We start from the raw sequence: 26141 nt of genomic DNA, 5'->3' as shown, positions 1-26141 counted from the left end.
ATGAATTACGTTTAAGTATAGAGAACAGCACACCGAAAAAGTATGCTTTTCATTACCTATTACCGCTATACTACACAACGAATATGAAAAAATTATCTTTTATAACTAGATAGATAAATAAATATAACCAATAAACCTAAGAAAAAGCCATTAATTTTCCCTCACATCCTTTATATACTGACCGCTTTTGACCAAAGGAAAATGCTACATGAGTGCAACTATTATTGAACAAGCTACCCCTCGCCTCCAACGCTCAGAATTAGCCGTACCGGGTTCAAATCCCGCTTTTTTCGAAAAATCTGCCCAATCGGATGTGGACTGCATTTTTTTAGACCTAGAAGACTCCATCGCCCCTGACGAAAAAGAAAAAGCCCGTAGTAATGTTGTTGCCGCACTCAACGATATAGATTGGGGCAAAAAAACCATGCTCGTGCGGATTAATGGTTTAGATACCCACTACATGTATAAAGATGTTATAGACATCGTCGAAAATTGCCCGCGTTTAGACATGCTATTAATCCCTAAAGTTGGTGTACCTGCAGACTTATACGCGCTCGACATGCTAGTAACCCAAATTGAAAACGCCAAAAAACGCACCAAACGCATTGGTTTTGAAATTCTCATAGAAACCGCATTAGGCATGGCAAACGTTGAAGCCATCGCCCAAGCCAGCAAACGCCTAGAAGCCATGAGCTTTGGTGTTGCCGACTATGCCGCCTCCACCCGCGCGCGGACAACCGTCATTGGTGGCGCGCACCCCGAATATGGTGTATTAACAGATAAAGCAAACGATGGTAGCCGTGATTTCCATTGGAACGACATGTGGCATTACGCACAAGCCCGCATGGTTGTTGCCTGTCGTGCTTATGGCTTACGTCCTATTGATGGTCCTTTTGGCGATTTTAGCGACCCAGATGGTTACACCGCTGCCGCCAAACGCGCCGCGATTCTTGGCTACGAAGGCAAATGGGCAATTCATCCCTCTCAAGTTGCCTTAGCTAATGCGGTTTTTAGTCCATCCGAAGCAGAAGTTACCAAGGCAAAGCGTATTTTAGAAGCGATGGCACAAGCACAAAAAGAAGGAAAAGGTGCGGTGAGTTTGGATGGACGCTTAATAGATGTCGCCAGTATCAAAATGGCAGAAAATTTGATTCAAAAAGCGAAAACAATCGGGATGTAAGCAACAGGATAAAGACGCTAATTATCGCTTTAGGGTTTTATGTTGCTTTTCAATGACAAGTGTTAGAAACGGATACCACCGCTCAACGCGGTGGTGTCCGTGCTGTTTTTACACGTGATTTACTACGCCTTCTACAGGTATTATCTTTGCTACAGACTGCTTTTTTCCTTGTCCTAACATTAATAAGCAAGGTGTAAGCACCAACGTTAATAAGGTCGCAAAAGTTAAACCGCCTGCAATCGCCGTTGAAAGTTGCGTCCACCATTGCGTAGAGGGTGCGCCAAAGGTTATATCGCGGGTGATAAAATCAATATTTATCGCGAAAACCATAGGAATTAAGCCTAAAATCGTTGTAAATGTAGTCAAAAATACGGGGCGTAACCGTTGGGCGCAGGTGCGAAGAATCGCCTCTCTTAGCAAATACCCCTCTTGTCGTAACACGTTAAACGTATCAATCAAAATAATATTGTTATTTACCACAATCCCCGCTAACGCAATAATCCCAATCCCACACATAACCACACCAAACGGTTGTTGCGTAATCAGCAAGCCAAGTAGTACGCCAACGGTTGAGAAAATAATCGCACTCAGAATTAAACCTGTTTGATAAAAGTTATTAAATTGCGCAACTAAAATCAATGTCACCAGAAAAATCGCCACAAAAAACGCATTACCTAAAAAGGCTTGGGTTTCACGCTGGTCTTCCTCTTCACCTTTAAACGTCACTTTAATGCGGGGGTCTGCTTGTCCTTCTGCCAATCCTGCGCGGATTTCGTTTAACTTATCATTCACCAACACCCCTTCTGCAACCGCCGATTTAATAGTTAGCACACGCTTTTCATCGCTACGTTTGAGCGTCCCAACTTGGGCTTGGGCTTGACGTTCTACAAATAGACTAATCGGTACTAAACCCGAAGCGGTACTGATGCGTAACTGGTCAAGCTCATCAACGCTACGGTTTTCCGTCGGATAGCGGACGCGAATATCCAATTCTTCATCCGCATCATCAGGGCGATATTCACCAACTTTAATGCCATTGGTAACTAATTGAATACCATTCCCAACCGTTAGAATATCCGCACCAAAACGGCTAGCTTGTTCGCGGTCAACCAACAATTTCCAATCAATACCGGGCAAAGGGCGATTGTCTTCAATATCCACCAAGCCCTCTAAAGTTTTTAATTTATCTACTATTTGTTTCGTCGCGGGAATAAGCAACTCAGGATATTGCGCACTGACTTGTAGTTGAATCGGTTTACTGTCGCCCGGCCCTGAAGGGGGTTTGCGTACTTCAATCACAATACCTGCTAAATCTTTGGTGCGTTGACGAATCTCTGTAAAAATTGCCTCCGCAGGACGACGTAATTTCCAGTCGACAAGCTCCAACTGAATCACGCCTATCGTATCTTCAGGGGTATCATTGCGACTAAGTACCCCACTACTTGCATAAATATTTGCAAATTCATGCATATTTAAAATACGGGCTTCCACCTCTTTCACCAATTTATCCCGCTCTTCTACGGACAAATCACCCCGCGTCCGAACATGAACAACCGCTTGTTCAGGTTCTACTTCAGGGAAAAATTCCACCCCTTTACCATAAGCACCATAAAGCATATAAGTGCCAACTAAGGTACACAATGCAAGAAATAAGACTTTTAACGGGTGTTTTAGCAAAAATCCTAACACATGAATATAAAAACCCGTTATTCCGCGTATGCTCTCTAACGGGGCATTATCATGATTGGGCAATGGTGTGCTATTTGCCTTACCAATCAATGCACCCAATGCAGGCATGAATAATAAAGCGACAATCAACGACGCGCTTAATGTTGCAATAACCGTAATTGGCAAATACTTCATAAATTCGCCAACGACACCGGGCCAAAACAACAGAGGAAAAAACACGGCTAAGGTTGTAAGCGTAGAAGTAATAACTGGAATTGCCATGCGTTTTGCGGCCAACCCATAGGCTTGAGCGCGAGGCATTCCTTCCATTAAACGGCGGTCGGCATATTCCGTGACAACAATCGCACCATCAACCAACATTCCTGACGATAAAATAAGGCTGAATAAAACCACGATATTCATGGTCAGCCCTAAATAATAAATAATTAAAATACCTAATAAAAAAGAACCGGGAATAGAAATAACGACCAATGTTGCAGTACGTAAACCCAACGCAGCTAAAACAACAATAGCAACCAATAAAACAGCCGTTAAAACATTATTTTGTAAATCTGCCAAAATGTTACGTACATCAGTAGAACGGTCTTGAATAAAATTAATTTGCACCGTAGCAGGAAAATCTTGTTTTTCTGCTTCTACCACTGAACGCACTTGCTCAATAGTATCAATAATATTAGTACCGACCCGTTTTTTAATTTCTAACGCTAACGCAGGTTTACCATTTACCCGCGCATAAGACGTAGGGTCTTTAAACGTGCGATGGATTTCCGCCACATCACCTAAAGTAATAACACGTTGCCCATCAACTTTTATCGGTAAGCTACTAATATCTTGCAAGGTTTCAAATACACCGGGAATTTTAACATTAAACCGCCCTTGTCCTGTATCCAATGCACCAGCGGCAATCAATTGATTATTCCGCTGAAATAACGCTAACACCTCAGCATAATTCAGGTTATAACTTTCTACGTGCAACGGGTCGATAATCACCTCTAATACTTCTTCTCTATCCCCTGTAATATCAACCTCTAATACGGAAGGCACGGATTCAATTGCATCTTTTAACTGGCGCGCCATACGCAATAACGCCCGTTCTGGCACATCACCCGCTAACGTCACGACGAGAATAGGAAATAACGCAACATTTACCTCATTAACAGTAGGTTCTTCAGTTTCACTAGGCAATTTTGCCTTAGCAATATCCACTTTTTGCTGCACATCACGCAAGGCTTGCTCACTATTAAACCCCGCGTCGAATTCCAACATTACCGAAGCATGACCTTCGCCTGCTGTCGCGGTCATTTCCTTAACCCCTTCAATAGTACGCAACTCCTTCTCTATTGGACGCACTAACAAACGCTCTGCATCTTCAGGCGAAATGCCTTCATGCGACAAAGAAACGTAAATGATAGGAATCGCAACATCAGGGTCAGATTCTTTAGGGATATTGATATAGGCGGATGTGCCAGAAATAAGAATAAAAGCCAATAGTAACAAGACAACGCGCTTATTATAAATCGCCGCGTCGATAAGGGCATTCATAAGGGAAGATTCCTTTATAGCTTAAAATTTTGGCAACACAGACAAACGCATCTATGCTGTAACTGGCTTAAAGTATATTGGAAAAATAACAAAATGTAGCGTAAAAATAATATCCATCGTGTTTTGATGGCATTCTTAACTCATTTGAAACAAGCCATGTCCTTCAAGCACTATTTTTCTTGCCTGCAATAAATGATGATGAACATGGCTAGTGAGAATAACTGCCCCGCCTGTTTCACAAAAATGATGTAAATTATCAATCACTAACTTAGCAGATTTATCATCTAAGCCTGCGGTAGGTTCATCTGCTAATAACACTTGTGGTTTTGTAAGCAACACCCGCACTAAAGCAAGACGGTTTTGCTGTCCCCCTGATAAAGAAGACGCATCACGCTCTAACGCAACATCTTGCAAACCAACCCGTTGTATAGCAAGGCGTAAATCGGGTGGTGTTGGTACATATTCTTGTCGGGCGAGTAATCTTTCTTGTTGAATTTGAAAGTTTCTAAAGGGATATAATAAGTTATCTTCTACTGTTCCCGACATCATCACATTTTTTTGTGGTAACAATGCAATTTCAGCTCGCCAATGATGTACGGGAACATCTTGATATAACATGCCATTTAAAAATAACTTACCCTCAGTAATGGGACGCATCCGCGCCAACGCCCACAACAAGCTACTTTTACCACAACCTGACGCACCCATTAAATGGACTAACTCGCCCATCCGTAAAATTAAGGAGCAAGTAGAACCACCCCGTAAAATAATTTTACGTTGTTCACGTAAACCCCGTTCTAGGGCTATGGATTCGGCATAAAGAAGGGGGAGAATTTTAGGATACCTCTGCAAGTTTTTGACGTAAAAAGTGCGTTGTTACAAAAGCAAAAGCGGGCTGTTCTGGCATATTCTCAATTTTATTAATTTCTCCATTAATCAGTGAAACTAAATCAATTTCTTCTGAATCTGTTTCTTCTTCTAAAGAATCAGTAAATTCTTCTACATTCTCAAATGTTTTAATACGGGATTCTTTTAGTTTTTTTGCATTCAAATTTAATATTCGAATCGTTTCATTGCATTCATTTTCATCTATTAAAATAGTGCCATCTTCTAAATAAGAAACCCGATTTTCACAGCTGAATACTTCATAATCATGTTTTGGTTGGTGTGCATTACGTATCCAGCCATTTACTAAAATAGGTTGAATTGTGATTTTTTCATTCTTTTTATGCGTATCACAAAATAATTCATTGGGGTTGTATTTTATCTTAATTTCCGTTTTAGCTGGGATTATATCTGTTTCTTTTAAATGGAGATAACGTGGAACAATGACCTTTTGCGTATCAACATTATATTGTTCTGCAACCACCTTTCTTGTTGTTTCATAAGGTAAATATAATGGTGTATCGCCTTTTCCCCCTTTGCATGATGCGTAAAGATTTGAATAATCAAAAGTCATTGCAGGAAATAAGCTTTTAGGGTTTAAATGCTCTATTATCAACTCATCCAGTTTTAATTGAGTCCCACAATAACAGCAAAGCCCCTTTTGTTCTTGATAAAGCTGTTTTTTTAAAGATTCTTTATCAAGTCCGCCAATTTTCCATAAAGATTCACCATTAGCATTCGCAAGTTGTGCGTTTTTAAATGCACTATTTCCTTCGATTTCTCGATGTATTGACTGTTGCCAATTCGTTAAAAGTTCAGAATCAGCAACATCTGTTTGTGTAATAGTGATATTTAGTTTTTTAATTGGAATCATATTATTTTTTGCTGACAATTAATTTTTTAGCATCTAATCGGCTTTTTAATTTATTTAATTCTTCATCTTCTGGATTAATTTCAGCTTCTAATTCAGAAATTAAATTGTCTGCTTCTTCAATCTGTTTTCTAGCAATTGCACTGCGTAAGGTTTCCAATTTATCTTTTATTTCGGGTTCTCTTTCTGGAACTCCCATAAAATCATCGGCAATTGTATTTAAATCCGCGCCGTATGGATTTTCTTTTGTCGGGTCAATTTCAACAAATACGACTTGCTTTGTTTCTTTGACTGCCCGATAAATAAAATAATTATCCTTGTTTTTCAAAGAGGATAGACCGATTACAGAATGACTCGTAACAACAAACTGCAAACAAGGGAATGTTTCAGTTAAAACCCGTAAAATATTCCGTTGCCAATTTAGATGCAGATAATAAGTATCAATTTCATCAATTAATACAATTCCATGTAACTCTTCAATTGTGTTTGCTTGGTAACGTTTTCCGCGTGTGTTTTGATTGCGTAAAAAGGAGTTTTTATCGTTTTTATATGCGGTTTGATGAGCTGCTAAGGCACTGTATAAGCGCATGACTAAGCGACCTACCCAGATGAAAATATTGGTATAGCCTTTACTGAGCAAATCTAAAGAAATCCCATCGGGCATGTCGGGGGTGCAGATAATAATGTCTTTTTTCCCTGTTGCAGGGTCGTGAACGGCACTTTTTAAGCGAATGGCGTTTGCATCAGTGTCAGAAATAATTTTAGAGAAAATATCAAAAAACCAATTGATTTGTAATAAATTATCTTCGCGGATTTTGGCATCAGGTTGACGATATAAAGCAACTATCCATTCTACTAAATCATTTTTCCAGTTTGCAATGTCGCGGTCTTCTATTAAATCAATCACATCGTTTAAATTCGGTTCGACAATTTTCCCCACTGACTTTTGAGCGCGTTTCTTGCCTTGTGGAAAACCTAATACTAAGTCAATAAAGCGGTTTTCACTGGACAATAACCATTCATCCTCATTATCAACAAAGGTTTTTACAGTTACGCCCCGCAATTCTGTTTGATTAAATTCAATTATCTGACTTTGTACAGCATTAATTTGTAAATTTAAGTAAATAGAACCACTGTTACAAAATTGTTTTGTACCATCAAACTCTGTTTTTAAAATGCGTAAATAATCTTGAACAAGTTCAGTATCTAATGTTCCTGCAATACCTGATAAAGCCAGCGCAATCGCTTTTAAAATTGTTGATTTACCGCTACCGTTTTCACCAATAAAAATCGTAACTTGTCTGCTTAAGTCAATGCCAAGGCTTTCAAAATGTCCGATATTTTCTAATTGTAAAGAATGCAGTTTTAACGGCTTACCGATTTCGGTTAAAGTTTTTATTTCAGCACTTTCTAATTTTTGACGTAATAAAGTCGTAAATTTTAAAGCCTGTAAAAACTCAGTTTCAGGAATAAAACTAAAATCGGCTATTTGATTACCTTTAAAGGCTAAATAGTCATCAATTTGGGTTTTATCGATTAAAAATGCGTCTAAAGCACTTTGCCAATCTTGCGAGTAAGTTTTTTTCCACTGTTTTCCATCAGTTGATTGAATAAACCCGTCGAGCAATTGCGTTATATCTTGTAAAAAATCAGTTTTTTCATGGGAATCATTGCCATTAAAAGTAATTGTGAGTTGTTGTTCTAAATCGATTTCGATAGCAATAGTTGGCATTTGATTGGTGCTATCAATGCCTTTCCAGAAAGAAAAATATAAAAATTCTTCTTCTCCTAAAAACCAATAACCTTTAGAAAGTCGCCCTTGTTCATCATTATGATGTGTGCGCAGAGTAAAAAATAATTGCGGATTGTTTTCACGCTTTTGTAATAGAAATTGTAAAATAGTTTTATGTAACTGATTAATAACAGAAAAAATGCCCGTGTTATCTGTTTCTGTGCTAATAGTTTCTGCGAGATTTATTAAACTTTGTGTTGTTTTCGGATGCTCAAAACCCAGTTTACCCTCTCGTATTGCAAGTGCTTGCTGATGCAACTGTTTTGCTTCTGCGTGCTTTCCCTGTTTTCGATAGGATTCAGCAAGATTATTTAACCCTGTAGCAATAGCAACATGTTCATTACCAAATTTATTTCGCCAAATGGCTAACGCTTTATCATAAAACTCGTTTGCTTTGGCATAATCGCCTTGGGCTTGATAAATAGTGGCGAGATTATTAAGGCTAGAAGCCACATCAGGATGTTGCGAACCGAAGAGCTTTTCGCGAATGGCTAAGGCTTTTTCGTGAAATTCTGTCGCCTTGGCATAATCGCCTTGGTCTGAATAAATAGTAGCGAGATTATTAAAGCTAGAAGCCACATCAGGATGTTGCGAACCGAAGTGCTTTTCGAAAATGGCTAAGGCTTTTTCGTTAAATTCTATCGCCTTGGCATAATCGCCTTGGGCTTGATAAATAGTGGCGAGGTTATTAAGGCTACCAGCCGTATCAGGATGTTGCGAACCAAAGTGCTTTTCAAAAATGGTTAAGGCTTTTTCGTTAAATTCTATCGACTTGGCATAGTCGCCTTGGGCTTGATAAATAATTGCGAGAATTCCTAGACTCGTGGCCATATCAGGATGTTCCGAGCCTAATATTTTCTTTTGAATTGGAATGGCTTTATTTAATAAGGTTTCTGCTTTTGTATAATTTCCTAAATTATCCAAGGCATTTGCAGCATTGACTAAACAGCTTGTATAACTTTGTTCTTGTCCTTTTATGCCCTTAAATAGTTCCGAAGCCTCTAAAAAATTATCAACTGCTTGTTGATAGTTAGCTGTATTTAGCGCGTGTTCTCCTGCTTCAGCTTTTTCATTTGCTAAACGTAAGCGTTTATTAAAATTCATTTTTTTATCTCTATTCTTCAGATACAAAAAACCGACAAAGTTGTATTGTTGTCGGGCGTTGCATTCATTTTTCAATAGTAGTTATTCGCAAGGGCTAAATAAACAATCTATTGTTTGTTTTGGTGTTGGTGCAGACAATTATACGCCCTAGTCCATCGTTAAAATTAATCATCATTCAGTAATCCCTGACCGCTGGGGATATTAATCAATCGTGCTTCAAGGCTTTCTGCTATGGGTAATGCCATTCGTGGGCAGGTTTGGTACATGGGGAGTTTGTGTTGTAACGTCCATGCGGGGCGGGTCATGATGCCGTGTTGGTTGGTGTGGGTTAATAGGGCGGTTTGTTGGTCTGCGTAAAGCTTGTCTAGTAATAGGGCGTTTAGCCAGTAATTCCCTTTTGTATCCGCAGGTTCGCAAAAAATATGCACGCCTTCTATAGCTGCAAAGGCTTGTTGATAGCGGTGTGCTAGTTGACGCTTTGCGTTGAGAAAGTTGGGGAGTTGTTCTAGCTGCGCACAGCCTAATGCGGCGTTAATATTTGGTAAACGGTAGTTATAGCCGAGTTGGTCATGGTCAAATCGCCATGCGTGTGGGATTTTTGCGGTGGTGGTTAGGTGTTTGGCTTGTTTGGCAAGGGTGGCATCGTTGGTGAGAATTGCACCGCCACCGCCTGTGGTAATGACTTTGTTGCCGTTGAAACTTAAGGCACTGAGTTTGCCATGATGTCCGACATGTTGCCCTTTGTAGTAAGAGCCTAATCCTTCTGCGGCATCTTCAATAAGGGTTAGGTGGTAGCGTTGACAGAGGTCTTGTAAGGGGTCTAGGGCGACGGGGTGTCCGAATGTGTGCATGACGAGTAGGGCGCGTATCGGGCGGTGGGTGTGTTTGTTGTAGCATACGTCATTTTTTAGGTAGGCGATGGTTTGTAGGTAGTCGGCTAGTGCGATGGGGTCAACGCCTAGTGTGTGTTCGTCGCAATCGACAAAGTGGGGTATGGAGCGACAGTAGGCGATGGCGTTGGTGCTGGCGATGAAGGTGAGCGCGGGGGTTAGTATTTCGTCGTCAGTTTGTACGCCTGCGAGTAGTAGGCAGATGTGTAGGGCTGCTGTGCCGTTGACGGTGGCGATGGCGTGGTTAATGTCTGTATATTCGGTAAGTTGTTGTTCAAAGCGGTCGACGAATTTGCCAACGGAGGATACCCAGCCTGTGTCTAAACATTCTTTGACGTATTCCCATTCGCGCCCTTTAAATTGGGGTTCGTGTAGGGCAATAAAATCGCGTTGTGGTAAACAGGTTTTTAATGTTTCTGTAATCAAAGGGATATTTAATGCCATTGCCCTGCTCACTTTATAGGTTGTAAATATTTGCTTTGTAACGACGTAAATTGTCGGGATTGGTGAACCAGTGTATGGTTTCTTGTAGGCCGCGTTTAAAGCCGTCTAAGCCTGCGTATTCGGGTTGCCAGCCTAGTATATCGCGGGCTTTTTGGTTGTCTGCCCAGAGTCGTTCTACTTCGCTTTTTTGGGGTCGTAAGCGCACGGTTTCTTCTTCAATATTGACGTTGACATTCATTAGGTCGGCTATGTGGCGTACGGTATCGCCAATGCTGACTTCGTAGTTGCTGCCTATGTTAATGACTTCGCCTAGACAGTTGTCTGTCGTTAAAAAGGCCATAAAACCGCGCACGGTATCGCGAACGTAGTTGAAGTCGCGGGTGGGGTGTAGCGCACCGAGTTTGAGTTGGTGTTGTCCGTTGGCGATTTGGGTGATTATTGTTGGAATCACGGCACGGGCGGATTGACGTGCGCCGTAGGTGTTAAAGGGGCGGATGATGGTAACGGGGGTGTTAAAGGCTTGGTAGTAGGAGAGGGCGAGTTGGTCTGCACCGATTTTGGTTGCGGAGTAGGGGGATTGTCCTTGTAGGGGGTGTTGTTCGGTAATGGGGACAAAACGCGCGGTGCCATAAACTTCGCTGGTGGAGGTGTGGATAACTTTTTGTACGTTTAGTTCGCGTGCGGCTTGGACGATGTTGAGTGTGCCGTTGATGTTGGTTTCTACGTAGGTAGCAGGGGAGTGGTAGGAGTAGGGGATGGCGATAAGGGCGGCAAGGTGCATGACAACATCGCAGCCTTGCATGGCTTGTTTAACGCCAAAGGGGTCGCGGATGTCGCCTGTGAAAACGTCGAGTTGTTCGCGTGTGGATTTGTCTATGTGGTCTAACCAGCCCCATGTGTTGAATGAGTTGTATAGGACAAATGCGCGCACGTCATGCCCTGCGTGTATGAGGGCTTCGGTTAAGTGTGAGCCAATAAAGCCATCTGCGCCTGTAACCAGTATTTTCATGGTGTTGTCTGTTGTTTTAGCGGTTGAATGATGTTGGGGATAACGGTTGCCGTTGGTACGGTTGATGAGACGGTATCTGTGGTTTCTACGGTTAGGCGTTCTCTAAAGGATTGGGTAATTTCTTGCGCTTCAGCGTCGTTGCTGATGACGTAGGGGACAATAATGGCAATGAGTTCTGTGCGCGTTTTGTTGCTACTTTCGGTTTTAAATAGACTGCCGATAATGGGGATGTCTTTTAAAATGGGTACGCCGCTGTCGCCTGTGTCGCTGTTGCTAGAAATCAGTCCGCCGAGTAGAACTGAGCCGCCGTCGTTAAGGGTTAATTTGGTGGCGATACTGCGATTAAAAATGGAGGGTGAGTCTATACCGCTAAATTCGTTTGTTGAGGCATTGCTGACTTCTTGGTTAATGTCTAGGTCTATGCGGTTGCCTGCGTGAACGATGGGTTTAACGGTTAGTATCACGCCTGTATTGCGGTATTGAATTTGTTGCAGAATGGTTGAGTCGCTTTGTTGGCTGGAGTCGCTGGATTGGCTGGTTACGATGGGAACTTCTGTGCCTACGTTAATCGTGGCACTTTCGCCACTTTTAACCATGATACGCGGGGAGGATAGGAGGCTAACACGGCTGTTGCTGGCGAATGCGCCAAGGAGTGCGCGGGTTTGTCCTGCGTTGTCTATGGTGTAGGTTAGTCCTGAGTTGCTTGTGCTTAGGGCAATTGTTGAGAGTGTGCCACCTAAGGTACTGCCAAGGTCTATCCCTTTTGCAAGCCATTCAATGCCAAATTGTTCTTGGTCGGTAAGCGTTACTTCTGCAAGGGTGACTTCTATTAGGGTGAGTTTGGGGGGTTGGTCCATTTGTTTTAGGATGGGGAGTAGGTATGCCCATGATTCGGATGAACCTTGATAGAGTAGCGCGTTGCGGTTGGTATCAACGACAAGTTTACGACTGGTGGTTGTGGTGGTCGTGCTGGTTGTGGTGCTTGGTGATACGTTGGTTGGCGGTGTTGTATTTGGCACATTAGCGGGTCGGTTGGTGTTTGGTGTTGCGGCGGCAACGACACCATCTAGCAGTGGTGTTAGGACTTTAGCAAGGTTTTCTGCTTGGGTATTTTGTACGGGGTAGAAATATAAGCTGTCACCGACTTTTTTGTTAATCGTGCTGTTGGGGGCATCTAGGGTTTTTACCCATTGTTTGACATGTTCGATAACGCTTGCATCATTCGCAAAGGTAATCAGGGCATTACTGGCTTTTAATGGGAACATGATAATGCTTCCCCCGCTGCTAGCTCCACCCGATACTGCAAATCCTTCTGAGGCGAGTACGCTGGTTAATTGTGTGGTTAATTCTTCTGCACTTAAGAAAACGGGTTCAATGCGGACGCTGTGACGACTGCGCATAAAGGGTTGGTCTAAAAATCCAATGATGTCGACAGCACTGCGAATGAGTTCGGGTGTTCCGAGTAGTACCATCGCGTTACGTTCAGGGTCTTCTATCATTTGTAGTTTTGGGTTGTTATAAATCTGGCGTAACCAGCCTGCAACTTGTGTATTACGCACAACTTTTAAGGGAACAACTTGAAAGATAGGGCGATGTGATATAGGTACGTTGGGTAGTGTTGTCCCTGTGACGAGTAATGGGGGGACGATGTTGGTATTGTTCGCTGAGGGAACAAAGCGGAGCATATCACCTTGTAGTACGATTGCAACGCCATAATTTTCTAGCACTTGGTTAGCTAATTTATACAGTTGTATAGGGGTTTGTGAGTCAACAACACGCAGGGTAACAAGGTCTTTTTTGGCTTGTAAACTGGCTTCAATTTCAAAAGATACCCCTAGTAGGTTGCCATACACTTCGTTAATGAAGGCAGGCAGTGGGAGGGCTTCAACGCTAATTTGCAATGGTTGATTATGTGCAAAAGTGGGAATGTAATCTTTAACTTCTCCTCCAACACTGGATAAAGTCAATGGATAGCGCGGGGTGTCTTGAAAATGGGTTGTGTCGCGCGGTTCTTCTTTTTTTTCTTCAACTTGTGTGGCATTGGAGTAGTTGACAGCGGGCGCACGTAAGGGGGTTGGTATGCGCATATCTTGTGCGGGTGGTAACACACATGCAGATAAGAAGATAACAGTGTATATAAAAAGTAGGGCATTTTTAGACATGGGAGGTTAAACAGTTAAATAACGCTGAGAGATAAGTTAGGAAGTTGGTTTAGGCGCGTACAACTTAAGGGTTTCTTCTGTGTCTGTTCGTTGTAAAGTCACGGTATTCTTGTCAATGGAAATAACAACTGTTTCATCAGGTAAGGTATCTTTTATGGTGTAACGGGTTATCTTTTGACCATCAGAAAGCAGAATATACTGTTTTCCGCCTTCTTTGACGATACCGACAAGTTGTAATTTATTGGTAGATTGATTTTTATTTGTTTTTGATGCGTTTTCTAGCTCTTTTCCCCATGGTTGCAGTGTGTTCAGTTTAGCATAAAGTGCTTGTGCTTCTATGGGGGCGGCTAAGGTTGGCAATTGCCATTCATCTTCTGGCGTTGGTGTTTGTAAATTGCGTGTCGGTTCAGCAACCCCTAGATATAATGCTCCTGCACTGCATAGGGTAATAGCCAGTAACCAGTTAATTACTTGGCGATTATTGGTAGGAATCAGTTTCATGAATTTGCAGACGGTAGAAAATAAGCAGTAACAACGAGGGTAAAGCGCATGGATTGTCCTGAACGGATTTCAAACCGTTCAATAATCAGCCATTGTGGATTTTGCGTGATGGCGAGCAGTAAGGTATTAACGCTATTCACACTAAATGGGGCTTCTACTTGTGCCGTTACTTGCCATAAATTAAGTGCGGTTTGTGTGGCATCAATTGCTGCTTCTGCTTTAATACGCGGTTCTTTAATGCCCGCAACTTTTAGTTGATTACTTAACCATGCTTGCACATTGGCTTGTGCTAACCCTTTACTATTAGCAAGCCATAAATGACTTTCTGTATCCAGTCGTAAGGTTTGTACTTGTTGCTTGCGTTCTAACCAGTATTGTTGCTGGGTAATGCTTTGTAATTGCGCTAGGCGTTTATTCGCTTCTGTGTATTCTCCCATTACTTTGTATCGGTAATCATTTAATAACAAAAGACCATAAGCAGAGAGAATAAAAAGAATGAACCATAAACCAAGTCGTAGGCGAATATTATTTTGTAACTCAGTAACTAAAGGAGTGGACATGCGAGCAGATAAAAGCCAATAAGGAGGGACAAATAGTATCAGTATCTACGTGATGACGGATAGTTAAAAATCTGTTTGAATCAGGATTAGCCGAATTTTCAGATTTGAAAAATGCACTCATTTAATAATGATACGGCTCTCACCGTTTTAAAGTCGTGTTATTCACGCTAACCACGTTTAAGCAACACATACACAGCACCTGTTCCACCATCAACAGGACGGGCTGAACAGAAGGCCAGCACTTCATCACGCTGACGTAACCAATGGTTGACCTTGATTTTTAAAATAGGTTGTTTCTGCCATGAGCCATAACCTTTACCATGAATAATGCGCGCACAACGAATATTACGACTTTGACAATAATGTAAAAATTCTGCAATGGCTTCACGCGCTATAGGCACAGTCATACCGTGTAAATCTAATTCTGTCTCAATGCTCAACTGTCCGCGTCGTAATCGACGGAACAAAGTTTGCTGAATGCCTGAGCGTAAAAATAATAACTCCTCACCTGTTTCTAATTCTGCTGGGTCATAAGCATCTGACAGCATATCTTCTTTAACTTGGGCATCTTCTAAAAATCGTTGGCGGGGGATAGGACGCGGGCGAGGTGACGTATCTAAAACACGATTAGCAGGTGGATTTGGCTTTACCCCAGATTGTTGCATCAATGTATGAAACAAGATGCTGTCATCTGATTTGTTTTTATCATCATCACTAGCCATGCACTAGTTGCCATCTGCTTATAATTAGCATAGTTAACGCCATTAGTTAAAAGAATAAAGTGTGTTATTGTCATTGATAAAATAGCCCGTCTCAAAAGCCACAATAAACAGGATGTGGAAAATAGCATAAGATGTGGGAACTGTGGAGTCCATAAACAAATAAGGCAAGTGGAATGTCCAACTTGGTAAAATCAAGAAAGTAATACGGATATAACTGTTTCAAACAATATTATCCGTTATCCGTCTTTTTTGATATTTTTGCAGAAAGTCTGATTTTATCCAAAATAAAATCCTTAAGATTTTAATGCTAGTTTAATGCTATGATTTATATTATAAATGATTAGTTATTCATAATACGCTAACAATAGAAACTGCTATGGCTGCTCATGATTTCTTTAACCATGTCACCGCGTTACTCTGTGTAATAGACACGACAGGGACAATTATCCAAGCAAATCCTGCATGGGAAACTAACTTGGCGCGACAACCTGTTGTCAATACTAATTTACTGTCATGGTTACACCCAGATGAACAGCAGACGATTCAAAAAACCCTAACCACCCTCTTTGCGCAACATAAGACCAGTATTAACTTTGTTGGACAGTGGCGCGTTGCTGACGAACAATATCACTGGTTGCAATGGTCACTGAATAGCGTCCCTCAACAAACCTATTACTACGCAGTTGCTACCGATATTACCGAACAAAAACAAATAGAAAAAAAACTAAGAGACAGCGAAGAACGTTTCCAACTGGCTATGCAAGGTGCAAATCATGGTATGTGGGATTGGAATTTACTCACCAATCGAGTACATATTTCCGCACGTTGGAAATACATGTTAGGCTATCAAGATGATGAAATTCCTGATGAATTAGACGAAATCAGCCGTTTTGTTCACCCTAACGATTTTGCGCGTATGTGGAATACTTTAGAAGCCTATTTGGACAAAAAAATTGCTGATTACGAAGGAACATACCGCTTAAGACATAAAGACCAAACCTATCGTTGGATTCTTATTCGCGCGGCAGCCTTGTGGAATGAAGAAGAAATTCCCTATCGAATCGTTGGTATTTATGTCGATATTTCTGAACATAAACGTATCGAACACGCACTACAAGAAAGCCAAACCCTACTGACTACCATTTTTGAAGTGAGCAAAATTGGAATTTGCGTTACTGATGAAAAAGGTCTGTATGTTCGCGTTAATCCTGCGTACTGCCAACTTTATGGCTATCAGCCTGAAGAATTGATTGGTCATTCAGTTACACGGGTTATTCCACCAGAAAAACATACCATTTGGCTTGCGCGTTATAACGCCTTGTTAGCGGGTGAACAGGAAACACAGGAAACAGAAGGTGAATGGCACATCCAAAACCGTCAAGGTAAGAAACTCAATATCTTATTTACCAGCTCACGCCTGCCACAAACGAATGGACAATTACTGCTTCTTACAACATTAATCGATATTACGGAACGTAAACAAGTTGAAGAAGAGCGCGGTCGACTGTTTAATTTTTCTGTGGATATGCAATCTATTAGCAACTTTCAGGGCTATTTTACCGAGTTAAACCCCGCATGGGAGCGAATACTGGGCTGGACAAAAACAGAATTATTGGCAAAACCCATTTTGAATTTTATTCATCCCGACGACCACGAGATAACGCGCCAAGTGGTACGTAAAATGATGGCGGGTAATATTATATTTGATTTTGAAAACAGATATTTATGTAAATCGGGTGATTACAAATGGGTTTCATGGACAGCCTACCCACTCGTCGAACAACAAAGCGTTTATGCCATTACCCGCGACATTACCGAACGTAAGCAAGCAGAACAAGCCTTGCGCCAAAGTGAAGAGCGACTACGGGCAGTTATTAATGTTGCACCTATCATTTTATTTGTTATTGATAAACAAGGAAATATTCAATTTTCACAAGGGAAATCATTAGGTGCGTTAGGCTATCAAAGCAATGAATTAGTGGGTAGCTCCATTTTCCAAGTGTTGGATGGTTTTCCCGCAGAAGTGAATTGTATCGAAACCGTTTTTGCAACAGGTAACACATTAAGTAATATTACAAAATTAAAAGAGCTGGTCTTAGAAAATAAATACATTCCATTATTGGGAGAAAATCGAGAAACTATTGGCTTAGTTGCTGTTTCTATTGATATTACAGAACGCTATCGACTAGAGTCAGAATTGCGCGATACAGTTAGCGAATTAGAAGTTATTATTGAAAACAGTATTATAGGCATCGCTTATGTTAAAAATAATCATTTTATTCGGGTTAATCATAAACTAGCTGATTTAATTGGGTATCCACCTGATGCGTTATATCGAATGACCTTTGATGAATTATGTGTACAACCAACAGATTGTGAAAAAATTACGCAACAGGCAATGGCGCAATTTCAACGCGGCGAAAATTTTACGACAGAGTATTTAATTCATACCAAAAATAATAAACCCTTTTGGGCGCGACTTGTCGGCACTGCCGTTGACCCCGCTATGCCCGAAAAAGGGGATATTTGGATGATAGAAGACATCACCGTACAAAAACAGGCTGAACAAGATTTACAACTCACCGCCACGGTTTTTGAAACCACTGCCGATGGTATTTTTATTACAGATTTATCTAACCATTTATTAAGAGCAAACCCTGCTTTTAGTCGGATTACAGGATATAACCTTGAGGAAGTATTGGGTAAATCCACGCATTTTTTATCATCAGGACGACACGATAAAGAATTTTATCAACAAATCTGGCAAAGTATTGAACAAACAGGACATTGGCAAGGAGAGATTTGGAATCGGAAAAAAGATGGCGAGTTATATATTGCATGGTTGACCATCTCCTTGATTACGGATGAACATAAAAATCCTGTGCAATATATGGCAATTCTCAGCGATATTTCACGATTACAGCAAGATATTGAACACGCTCGCTATTTGGCAAATTATGATTCACTAACAGGATTACCAAACCGCTTATTATTCCATGATAATTTAATCCAAGCGCGTGCATGGGCTAATCGGCATCATCGGCTATTTACTTTGTTATTTATTGATATTGATGGTTTTAAACCTGTTAATGATACCTTAGGTCACGCAGTGGGCGATTTGTTGCTGCAACAAATTGCAGAACGGCTTATTGTGTCTGTGCGCGAAACAGATACGATTGCGCGTTTAGGGGGAGATGAATTTACAATGATATTAACGGAACTGCATGACCCATACGATGCAAGCGTGATGGCAAAACGGATTATTACTGCGTTACAACAACCATTTATATTAAATACGCATCAAGTCACCATTTCTGCAAGTATTGGAATTAGCATTTATCCCGATGATGGGCAAGATTTAGAGCAGTTGTTAAAATTTGCGGATAACGCAATGTATGAAGCTAAGAAGGCAGGTAGAGGACGTTATGCGTTTTATAATAAAAATGTAGTCGGGCTAAAAGATTATCTGAATCAGGACTTGAAAAAATATTAATGATTAACAGCATGATAAATGCTTGTGAAGTCGTCTTGCAATCAACCAATGGCAAAAAACAGCAGGGATAGCATAGCGTTAAATAACCTGAGTTCGGGATAAGAAATAGGGAAAAATTAATAAATTTAATTGGTTTATCTCGTTCCCACGCTCCAGCGTGGGAATGCCTACCGCGTCGCTCTAGCGGCGCGTTTGCTTAGGCTGGTTAAACATTGAGGCGGATTTAACTCAATGGTTTTTATCTTAAATAAGTGATTAAAGTCCTCGCCGCTGGAGCGACGCGGTAGGCATTCCCACGCTGGAGCGTGGGAACGAGAATTTCTTATCCCGAACTCAGGTTAAATACCATTATCCATTATTTATCGCTTAGTTATCCTCAAGGCAATAAAAATACCACGATACCCTTATAATGGCTTAATTGTTCTAACCATTGCTCATCTTTCCTATCCCACACCCCTCGCGCCACAATACCAACTTTAAACGGTACACGTAGCTCTGCTAAAGAATGCAGATACGCTTTGTAGTGGGGAATCGTGTGTTTACCTTGATAAGTTTGAAAAATCACCTCATCCACTGTGTCCGCAAGGATTTGTAAAACCGTTGGGGATGCGTTTTGACTCCAATCTAATAACCCCGTAATACTCAATTGATATTGTTGCGGTAATGTTATACGAACTTGTCGCAAAAATTGTTCATATTTATCTAATTGTTTCGTTTGTGCATCAAAATCCAGTTGAATCCCTAGAACAGCGGGCGATTGCGCCTCCCAATAATGGATTTGATTTAAAATACTTTGCCATATCACCGCGTCCCAAGCCAATATTTCTAAACGATAAACTAAGAAGACAGGGGTATTTAGTGGTTTTACCAAAATACCTTGACGTTGAAAATAGCCTTGTTGTTTGTCAGGGCGAATACTGCCTTGCAAAATATACAAGCGTTGTGCCGTTGGGGGAATTTGCGCAGTTTTTATGCCACCCCACACCCAAAATGCTTGATAGTTATGTGGCTGTACAGAATGGGTTAGCGGTGTGGCGGCGGCAATAAAAACGCTACAGCTCAAGAAAAATAAACGGTAATTTCTCATTACCAATAATATTTTTGTTGGATTGCCCAATCGGTCTCTTTATATTTTTGTTTTAATAATTTGAACCAGTTAGCACGTTGGGTTTGTGGAATCTCTTGTCGTCCGCAATGATTGGCTCCGCTGGTTGCAAAGCAGTTAATCGCACGGTATAGCGCGTAGGCTTTAGCTTGGTCGGGGGCTTTGGGATTGTCAATCACGGCTAATGAGTAATCTAAGCGCGTGTAGGTTTTGCCTGCAAAATAATCAGGCATTTCACCTAAATAGTAGGGTTTATCGCCATGCGGTGCAGAGAAATTAACATCATAAAATAGATAGACTTCTGCATAGTTGTAGTAGAAAAATAGGCGGAAAAATTCGCCAACACAATTTAAAGCAACGGCATCATTTTTATTCTGTGCAAGGCGTTGCGCGGTTTTTAACAAAGGTTGGCAGGTGTAGTGGTCATCGTCTGTGGCGAGTGGTTCTCCTGTCCATTGAAAGTTTTGTAATTCTTTGAAATCAGGATAGTCTTTAATGGGGTATTGTTGATAAATACGGGTAAATTCTGCGTAGTTTGCATGAATTAATTGTTTAAATAATAAGGTTTTTAGTGCAATTGCTTTGGTAAGTGCTTCGATATCGGGTGTGTTTAAGATGTCTTCTAATAGTTTGGCAGAGGCGGAACGTTGAATTAACAGATGTTGTAAGCGTTTATCAGTAACAGCAGAATCTTTAGCAAAAATAGATTGTAGCCGTCCAGATTGTTCATAATTAAGTGCTAAAGCAAGTTGTAATTGACGTTGTTGGATAGGGTGTTGGGTATTTTTAAATAAGTCCAGCCAAATTGTTTCTGCTTTTTCCCATTGTTTTGTTTTTTCAAAGGCTAATGCGCGTAATGTCAGGGTGCTAAAAGTAGTCATTGATACAGGGCTGCTAATGGTTTGATTAGTCGTTTTTTGGAGAACAGCCGCATAGTCTTTTTGTACAAAATAGGTATCTGCGAGTAATAAATAAGTATGTAAAGCCCCTAATCCTGCTTGTGTAAACGATGTTTGTTTATCTTGTAAAACGGCAAGCGGGATACTCTCGATGGGTTTTTCCGCATTTGTTCGCATCCGTACTAATACCGCAACGGCATAAAGCAATGGTGCATCCCAATCTAATGAGGTTGATAAAAAAGAGGGTTTAGGGTTTTCAGTATCGGTATAGGGGAAGAATAAGGCGTGTTCAGCTTCGTTAATAAATTCAAAAAGTTGTTCTGTGTAAAGCGATGGTTGCGAATTAATCGCTGTTGCTAAGGTTTTCGCCAACTTGGCTTGGTTATTAGATAACCAATATAAACGTCGGAATAGCCCGCGTGCTGAGTCTGCATAAGCACCTTGTGGATAGTGGGTTAAATATTGGTTTAATTGCGTTTCTACAAAGGATTCATCTGCTTGAGTATCGTTTAAAGCCGTGCGGGCTAACATATACAAGGCAGTTTCTTTTAACCAAGCTTGTTCACTGGTGGATAATTTTTTGAATTCATTGGCGGCATTGGCAAAATCTGAACTATAAAAGTAATTTATCCCTTGTAAATATGTCGCCATTTCTTGGGCAATAGGTGTGTTGACAGGAATTGTTAATGCCGCTGCTGGGGTTGCTTGACAAAGCCCTAATAATTGTAATCGAGTTTTTGCAAGGATTTGTTTTTCTTCTGTTGATATGGATAAGTTATTCAGCGTTGTTAGAAATAATTGAGCAGCAAGGCTGTCATTAGAGATACATTGTGCTTCTTGATAACCTGTCGTTTTTATTAGTTCTTTATCAACACCTAATTGTGTTACCAGTTGTTCTAATGTCAATCCGATAGATTCTACTGGTTTTGCTTCGTTTGTGTCAGATTGGGGTGGGGATTGTGAGTTAAATAAATCTTTGTAATAAAATGGGATTTCATAACGAATATTCTCATTGTCTGTGGTTTCTGCCTTAACAATATCTAGCGGGATTGATTTTAAATCTTCTAAAATTAACATCAGGTTAATACGGGTATCATTGTAGGGATTTAAAAAATCAGTGCCTGCTAATTCATCATTACAACTTAAAAGGTGTTCCGCCTGTAGTGCTACGGTTAGTTGTCCTAAATTATCGTCACAATCTATATCAAAAGAGGCGAAACCAGAGGGGGCGTAAAAAAGCGTAAGAACAATGAGTAAATGAAAATAGCGCATCAGTAAACTCGGTTTAATGAGGGAGTTAGGTGGAGTCATATTTTACCAAAAAAACGAAGAGAGTCATGTCATCGTATTCGTTAAAATATTTTTCCTAAGCCTTTACTTTTGTCTGAATCAGAATTTGCGGAAGTTCCAAATATTGGCAGTATTAAAAGGATAAAAAAATACGACCTTAATTTGAGGGGATAAAAAGCGTTTAAAAATACTTAAGTTTTATTTAATAATGAGTTGCACACAGGTTCCTTGTCCTTTCTCTGATGCAAAAGTTAATTGCCAGCCGTGTGCTTGACAAACTTTAAACGCAAATGGAATGCCTAAGCCTGTACCGAAACGCTTGGTAGAGGGCATGGGAGCAACGAGGGCTTGAGGTTGTGCTTGAGGAATAAAAGGCATTCCGCTCCCTTGGTCTGCAATCGTGCAGTGTAATAGCCCACCTGCTTGTTGATGCAAAGTTAATTGAATGTTCGCGCCTGTTGGTGAGGCTTCTATCGCATTATTTAATAATCCATACAAGGCTTGTTCTACTAAATTGACATCCATGAGTACGGTGCTGGGGGTTGTCAACCCGTTTAATATTATCTGCAATTGCTTGGCTTCTAGCTTTATCTTCAATAATTGCACGGTTGTCGTTAAAACATTTGCCATATTGGCAGGTTGTAAGACAGGCTTTAAAGGATGCAAGTAAGAAACCAGTGATGTTACCCAACGTTCTAAACGGTCAACCGTCGTAATAATGTCATCTCGCGCTTCCAGTGTTTCCGCTTGGTGACATTCCATCATTTGTGCAATGGCGCGGATGCTGGCGAGCGGATTACGAATATTATGTGCAATAACAGGAACTAATGCACCTAAAGCAACTTGGCGTTCTTTTTCTAAGATGGCGGATTGACTGGCTAATAAGGCTTGCATCATTTGATTGATTGCTCGAGCAACGGTTTGGACTTCCTCTACACCATCAACATGAATTAAGGGGTCATACATACCTGCACTGATACGTCGTGCGTCGGCAGTGATTTGTAAAATAGGTAAAACAAAGCGTTGGCGGACAGCACGGCGCGAAATAATCAGCAGTAATATAGCTAACAAAACAGGTAATGGCATGATAAGTAATGTCCAATGTATCCATTGTCGGTTTTGTGCATCTAAGGCTTGCCGTTGAGATTCTAAAAAGCGCAAAAAAGCTGTAAACGCAACATCAAATTTTGCCATAATAGCTTGTGCATTAACCGATTGTCCTTGTGCTAACTGTAAGTAAAACGTGCTAGAGTCCAATAAATTATTTAAGTTATTTTGAATAACCAGATAAGCGGTTTGAAATTGCTGAACCAGTTCTTTTTCAGTGGCTGACGTGGTTGTCTGGCTTAAATGCGCAAATTGTTGGTTAATCAGCACTGGATAATCCTGATAAAAAGTCATAAACGCCGCTGGGCCTTCCAAACGGTTGGTATTATTGACGCTTTCTATCTGCTTAAATAAGGTTTCACGGATTTTGTAAATACTGTGATATAACACATTGATACGTGCAGATTCACTAGATGTTTTCTGCCACCAATAAGCCCAGCTACCGCCTATCGTTCCCGTAACGATAACCAGCAGTAGAAAGGTTGTTTCATAAAGAAATAGTAAGTTTTTGAGGGAGTGGGGGCGACACATCATGCAAATTCTCGACAGACCAACTTGTTCTATAAAAAGTACGTTAGCAATGGTCACGCGACCATTTACAAAAGATAATATGAACACGCTCACCATTCGCCCCGCGCGCCCTGATGACGCACCTATTATGCACGCGCTATTAAAAAAGCTGGCAGATTCTTTAGGGATGGGACACTTGTTTACAGCAACAATTGCCGATATTACCCGCAATGGATTTGGGCATTGTCCGTATTACCACACATTACTTGCAGAATATAGTAATAAAATAATAGGGTTGGTAACTTTTATGAAAAGCTATTCAACGTTTAACGGACAAGCTTATTTATATATAGACAGCTTATATGTAGAAGACAGCGGGCAAAACCTACATGTAGGGCAAAAACTGATTGCCGCAGTTTGCCAAAAAGCCGTAGAAAAACAATATAGTCGCGTTGATTTGCATATCCCTGATTGGAATCCGCATCAAGCCCTTTATGATAATTTGGACATGCAACGCACAGGACATATTCCTTATCAGATTACAGAACAAACGATGCGGGTATTAGCTGAATCTTTATGATTATTTTCGCATTACATCGTTTAACAAACGGTCTAAATCAAAATTTTCAGACTTTAAAAAATAAAGTTAAATCATATCCCCCGTAGCATAAACGGGGGTTAATCGTTCATTAATACTGGCTATTTCGTGAGCTAGGTGTACGTCGGATACGGATGGCAGGTTTTATAGTCATTTGTACAGCAAGCTGTTGTTTATCATCATCAGCCAAGGTAATGGGATAACTATCTGCTTCCTTAGCATTGTGTGCGTTAGGATGCCAAACCTTAATAAGGTATTTGCCCGCAGGTAGTTGGCTAATGGTTGCTTGTCCTTTAGCATCTGTTTGTGCAAACTTATCACTATCAGCAACATAGATATAGCCCAACATCCAATCATGAATATTACAACCCAATGTAACAATCCCCGCTTTATCAAATAAAATCGGTTCTGTTGGTGTGCCTTCATACAAGGGCAATTCAAAGGGTTTAGCGGGTGAGAAAGAATAGACATGATGATGAATATTATCTTTATTCGGGAATTTAATCGGCGTATTAACGGGAACAACGGTAATATGTGGGACAAATTCCTTATTCACTTGGTCAACAATTTCTACAAACGTTGCTGGTTTTGCCAATGCACCCGTTGGAGAAACCGCTTCAACCACTGCGCTTTGAATTGGGTTTCCCGTTTGGTCGGAAACACTAACACTTACCGAAGCGGCTAAACTAACCGTTGATAAACATCCCGTCATAAATAATATAACTAATTGCTTTTTTAACATAAATTACCCCATTTAAAAAGAAACAAAGATACTTAAGCGTAACAGGTTTGATTTATATTCAATCTCATCTGTTGCTGTCGTCAATAGGTATTCATAACCCATGGTCAATGCAGTATTGTCTGTGAGTATCCAGTTAGCTTCTAAGGTAACATCTTGCGTATTCGAATCTAATTTATAAACGACTTTATCATTGCCAAAAGCGTCATCAATCGCCCGTGCAGTTGATGCGTTTAAGAAACGTGCATTCGGTGCGGTTGCCGTCGAGTCAATATCCCCGTTGTGATAGCGATAAGTCGCACTGAGCAGAACATCTTCCGTCAAGGCGTAATCGCCCCCCATAAAAACAGAAAAACGTTGTTGGTCAAATACATCAAACGGCGGACGCGCACTACTGCCTTCCTCACGCGCACGACTGATTTTATAAGCAATACCGCCATGTAATTCCCAATATTCATCTAGCCTTTTATCAAGGCGTGTTTCTGCACGATAAATCCAACTATCTCGAATATCACTACGAAAATCTGCATAATCAATAGATAAGCTCGCACTAACGCGCGGTGTAAGCGCGCCTAAACCGAATTTATGGGTAAATTGTCCCATAATACCTAAACTAAATTGGCTTAAATCAGTTACATCAAACCATTGAGTTGTTTGTAAGTTTGTTTTTAACACAAGACTATTTCCAACACTCGGATGAAAAACTTTTCCTGCACTGACAGACAGTTGCAAGGCAGAATCTCCTCGTATATCAGCATCTTGTTCAGCACGTCCAAGATTATCGTCATAGAGGATGCTTGCATTGGTTTCCACGAAATTACTTGCATAACTACATACAGAAAAAAAACTATATAAACAAGCAATGAAAATCAATAAGTAAGGACGAGCATGAGGCATAATTAACATGATTTTTCCTTTTTCGTGTAGATAAACAGACTAGGATGCAAATAATATTGCTAAGTTAATTATTAGCTGAGGCTAACGACATAAAACTTTCCCGAATCAGGATATTCAGCACTTACGTATAAGGGTTAAAAATCCTGATTCCG

General features: G+C 40.7%; 18 protein-coding genes. 3 read left to right on the top strand and 15 right to left on the bottom strand.

Features of this window, described 5'->3' with window-relative positions; genetic code table 11:
* Window positions 1–208 precede the first annotated feature (208 nt).
* Window positions 209–1180: an HpcH/HpaI aldolase/citrate lyase family protein gene (locus AL038_RS09040; RefSeq protein WP_062152015.1), complete on the top strand. Its 972-nt coding sequence runs from the start codon at window positions 209–211 to the stop codon at window positions 1178–1180.
* A gap of 108 nt (window positions 1181–1288) precedes the next feature.
* Here the strand turns inward: AL038_RS09040 and AL038_RS09035 are convergent, their stop codons facing one another.
* The 10 genes from AL038_RS09035 to AL038_RS08990 all read right to left on the bottom strand — a co-directional run bounded on the left by AL038_RS09035 (window position 1289) and on the right by AL038_RS08990 (window position 15351).
* On the bottom strand, window positions 1289–4411 hold the full coding sequence (locus tag AL038_RS09035) for an efflux RND transporter permease subunit (RefSeq protein ID WP_062152012.1): 3123 nt from the start codon (window positions 4409–4411) through the stop codon (window positions 1289–1291).
* Window positions 4412–4546: 135 nt separating this feature from the next.
* Window positions 4547–5263, bottom strand: a complete 717-nt coding sequence (locus tag AL038_RS09030; protein ID WP_062152009.1) for an ABC transporter ATP-binding protein — start codon at window positions 5261–5263, stop codon at window positions 4547–4549.
* Entirely contained in the window at window positions 5247–6170 is a 924-nt protein-coding gene (locus AL038_RS09025; RefSeq protein ID WP_062152006.1) for a retron system putative HNH endonuclease, read from the bottom strand. The genes AL038_RS09030 and AL038_RS09025 overlap by 17 nt, the downstream gene beginning before the upstream one ends.
* Window position 6171: 1 nt before the next feature.
* On the bottom strand, window positions 6172–9063 hold the full coding sequence (locus AL038_RS09020) for a tetratricopeptide repeat protein (RefSeq protein ID WP_062152003.1): 2892 nt from the start codon (window positions 9061–9063) through the stop codon (window positions 6172–6174).
* A 164-nt stretch (window positions 9064–9227) separates the two neighbouring features.
* Window positions 9228–10397: a LegC family aminotransferase gene (locus AL038_RS09015; protein ID WP_062152000.1), complete on the bottom strand. Its 1170-nt coding sequence runs from the start codon at window positions 10395–10397 to the stop codon at window positions 9228–9230.
* A gap of 13 nt (window positions 10398–10410) precedes the next feature.
* Window positions 10411–11406 carry an NAD-dependent 4,6-dehydratase LegB gene (locus AL038_RS09010; RefSeq protein WP_062151997.1) on the bottom strand — a complete coding sequence of 332 codons (996 nt, stop codon included), beginning with the start codon at window positions 11404–11406 and terminating at the stop codon, window positions 10411–10413.
* Entirely contained in the window at window positions 11403–13493 is a 2091-nt protein-coding gene (locus tag AL038_RS09005; RefSeq protein ID WP_161575455.1) for a secretin N-terminal domain-containing protein, read from the bottom strand. The genes AL038_RS09010 and AL038_RS09005 overlap by 4 nt, the downstream gene beginning before the upstream one ends.
* A 111-nt stretch (window positions 13494–13604) precedes the next feature.
* Complete coding sequence (locus AL038_RS09000) at window positions 13605–14069, bottom strand: hypothetical protein (RefSeq protein ID WP_062151991.1); 465 nt, start codon at window positions 14067–14069, stop codon at window positions 13605–13607.
* Window positions 14066–14629 (bottom strand): hypothetical protein, encoded by a 564-nt coding sequence (locus AL038_RS08995; RefSeq protein WP_062151988.1) that lies wholly within the window; start codon window positions 14627–14629, stop codon window positions 14066–14068. Before AL038_RS08995 ends, AL038_RS09000 begins: the two co-directional genes overlap by 4 nt.
* A gap of 167 nt (window positions 14630–14796) precedes the next feature.
* Window positions 14797–15351, bottom strand: coding sequence for a Smr/MutS family protein (locus AL038_RS08990; protein WP_066246115.1), 555 nt, complete (start codon window positions 15349–15351; stop codon window positions 14797–14799).
* A gap of 376 nt (window positions 15352–15727) precedes the next feature.
* Here AL038_RS08990 and AL038_RS08985 point away from each other — a divergent pair, with 376 nt between their 5' ends.
* Window positions 15728–18844: a PAS domain S-box protein gene (locus AL038_RS08985; RefSeq protein WP_062151987.1), complete on the top strand. Its 3117-nt coding sequence runs from the start codon at window positions 15728–15730 to the stop codon at window positions 18842–18844.
* 376 nt (window positions 18845–19220) lie between these two features.
* Here AL038_RS08985 and AL038_RS08980 read toward each other — a convergent pair whose 3' ends face one another.
* The 3 genes from AL038_RS08980 to AL038_RS08970 all read right to left on the bottom strand — a co-directional run bounded on the left by AL038_RS08980 (window position 19221) and on the right by AL038_RS08970 (window position 23779).
* A complete protein-coding gene (locus AL038_RS08980; protein WP_062151984.1) occupies window positions 19221–19931 on the bottom strand; it encodes a DUF3142 domain-containing protein in 711 nt (236 codons plus the stop codon).
* Window positions 19931–22159: a tetratricopeptide repeat protein gene (locus AL038_RS08975; RefSeq protein ID WP_145917081.1), complete on the bottom strand. Its 2229-nt coding sequence runs from the start codon at window positions 22157–22159 to the stop codon at window positions 19931–19933. Before AL038_RS08975 ends, AL038_RS08980 begins: the two co-directional genes overlap by 1 nt.
* A 177-nt stretch (window positions 22160–22336) precedes the next feature.
* Window positions 22337–23779, bottom strand: a complete 1443-nt coding sequence (locus AL038_RS08970; RefSeq protein WP_062151982.1) for a sensor histidine kinase — start codon at window positions 23777–23779, stop codon at window positions 22337–22339.
* Between AL038_RS08970 and AL038_RS08965 the strand changes: the two genes are divergently transcribed.
* Window positions 23778–24335 (top strand): GNAT family N-acetyltransferase, encoded by a 558-nt coding sequence (locus tag AL038_RS08965; protein ID WP_062151981.1) that lies wholly within the window; start codon window positions 23778–23780, stop codon window positions 24333–24335. The genes AL038_RS08970 and AL038_RS08965 overlap by 2 nt on opposite strands.
* A 109-nt stretch (window positions 24336–24444) precedes the next feature.
* On the opposite strand, the gene AL038_RS08960 is transcribed toward AL038_RS08965, so the two are convergent.
* Both AL038_RS08960 and AL038_RS08955 read right to left on the bottom strand, forming a co-directional pair.
* Entirely contained in the window at window positions 24445–25095 is a 651-nt protein-coding gene (locus tag AL038_RS08960) for a hypothetical protein (protein WP_062151979.1), read from the bottom strand.
* A gap of 12 nt (window positions 25096–25107) precedes the next feature.
* On the bottom strand, window positions 25108–25998 hold the full coding sequence (locus AL038_RS08955) for a porin family protein (RefSeq protein ID WP_062151977.1): 891 nt from the start codon (window positions 25996–25998) through the stop codon (window positions 25108–25110).
* Window positions 25999–26141 lie beyond the last annotated feature (143 nt).

The sequence above is a fragment of the Beggiatoa leptomitoformis genome, from assembly GCF_001305575.3.
Taxonomy (GTDB): Bacteria; Pseudomonadota; Gammaproteobacteria; order Beggiatoales; family Beggiatoaceae; genus Beggiatoa; species Beggiatoa leptomitoformis.
The sequence above is the reverse complement of the archived record's forward strand: the minus strand, read 5'-3'. Positions and strand labels throughout refer to the sequence as shown.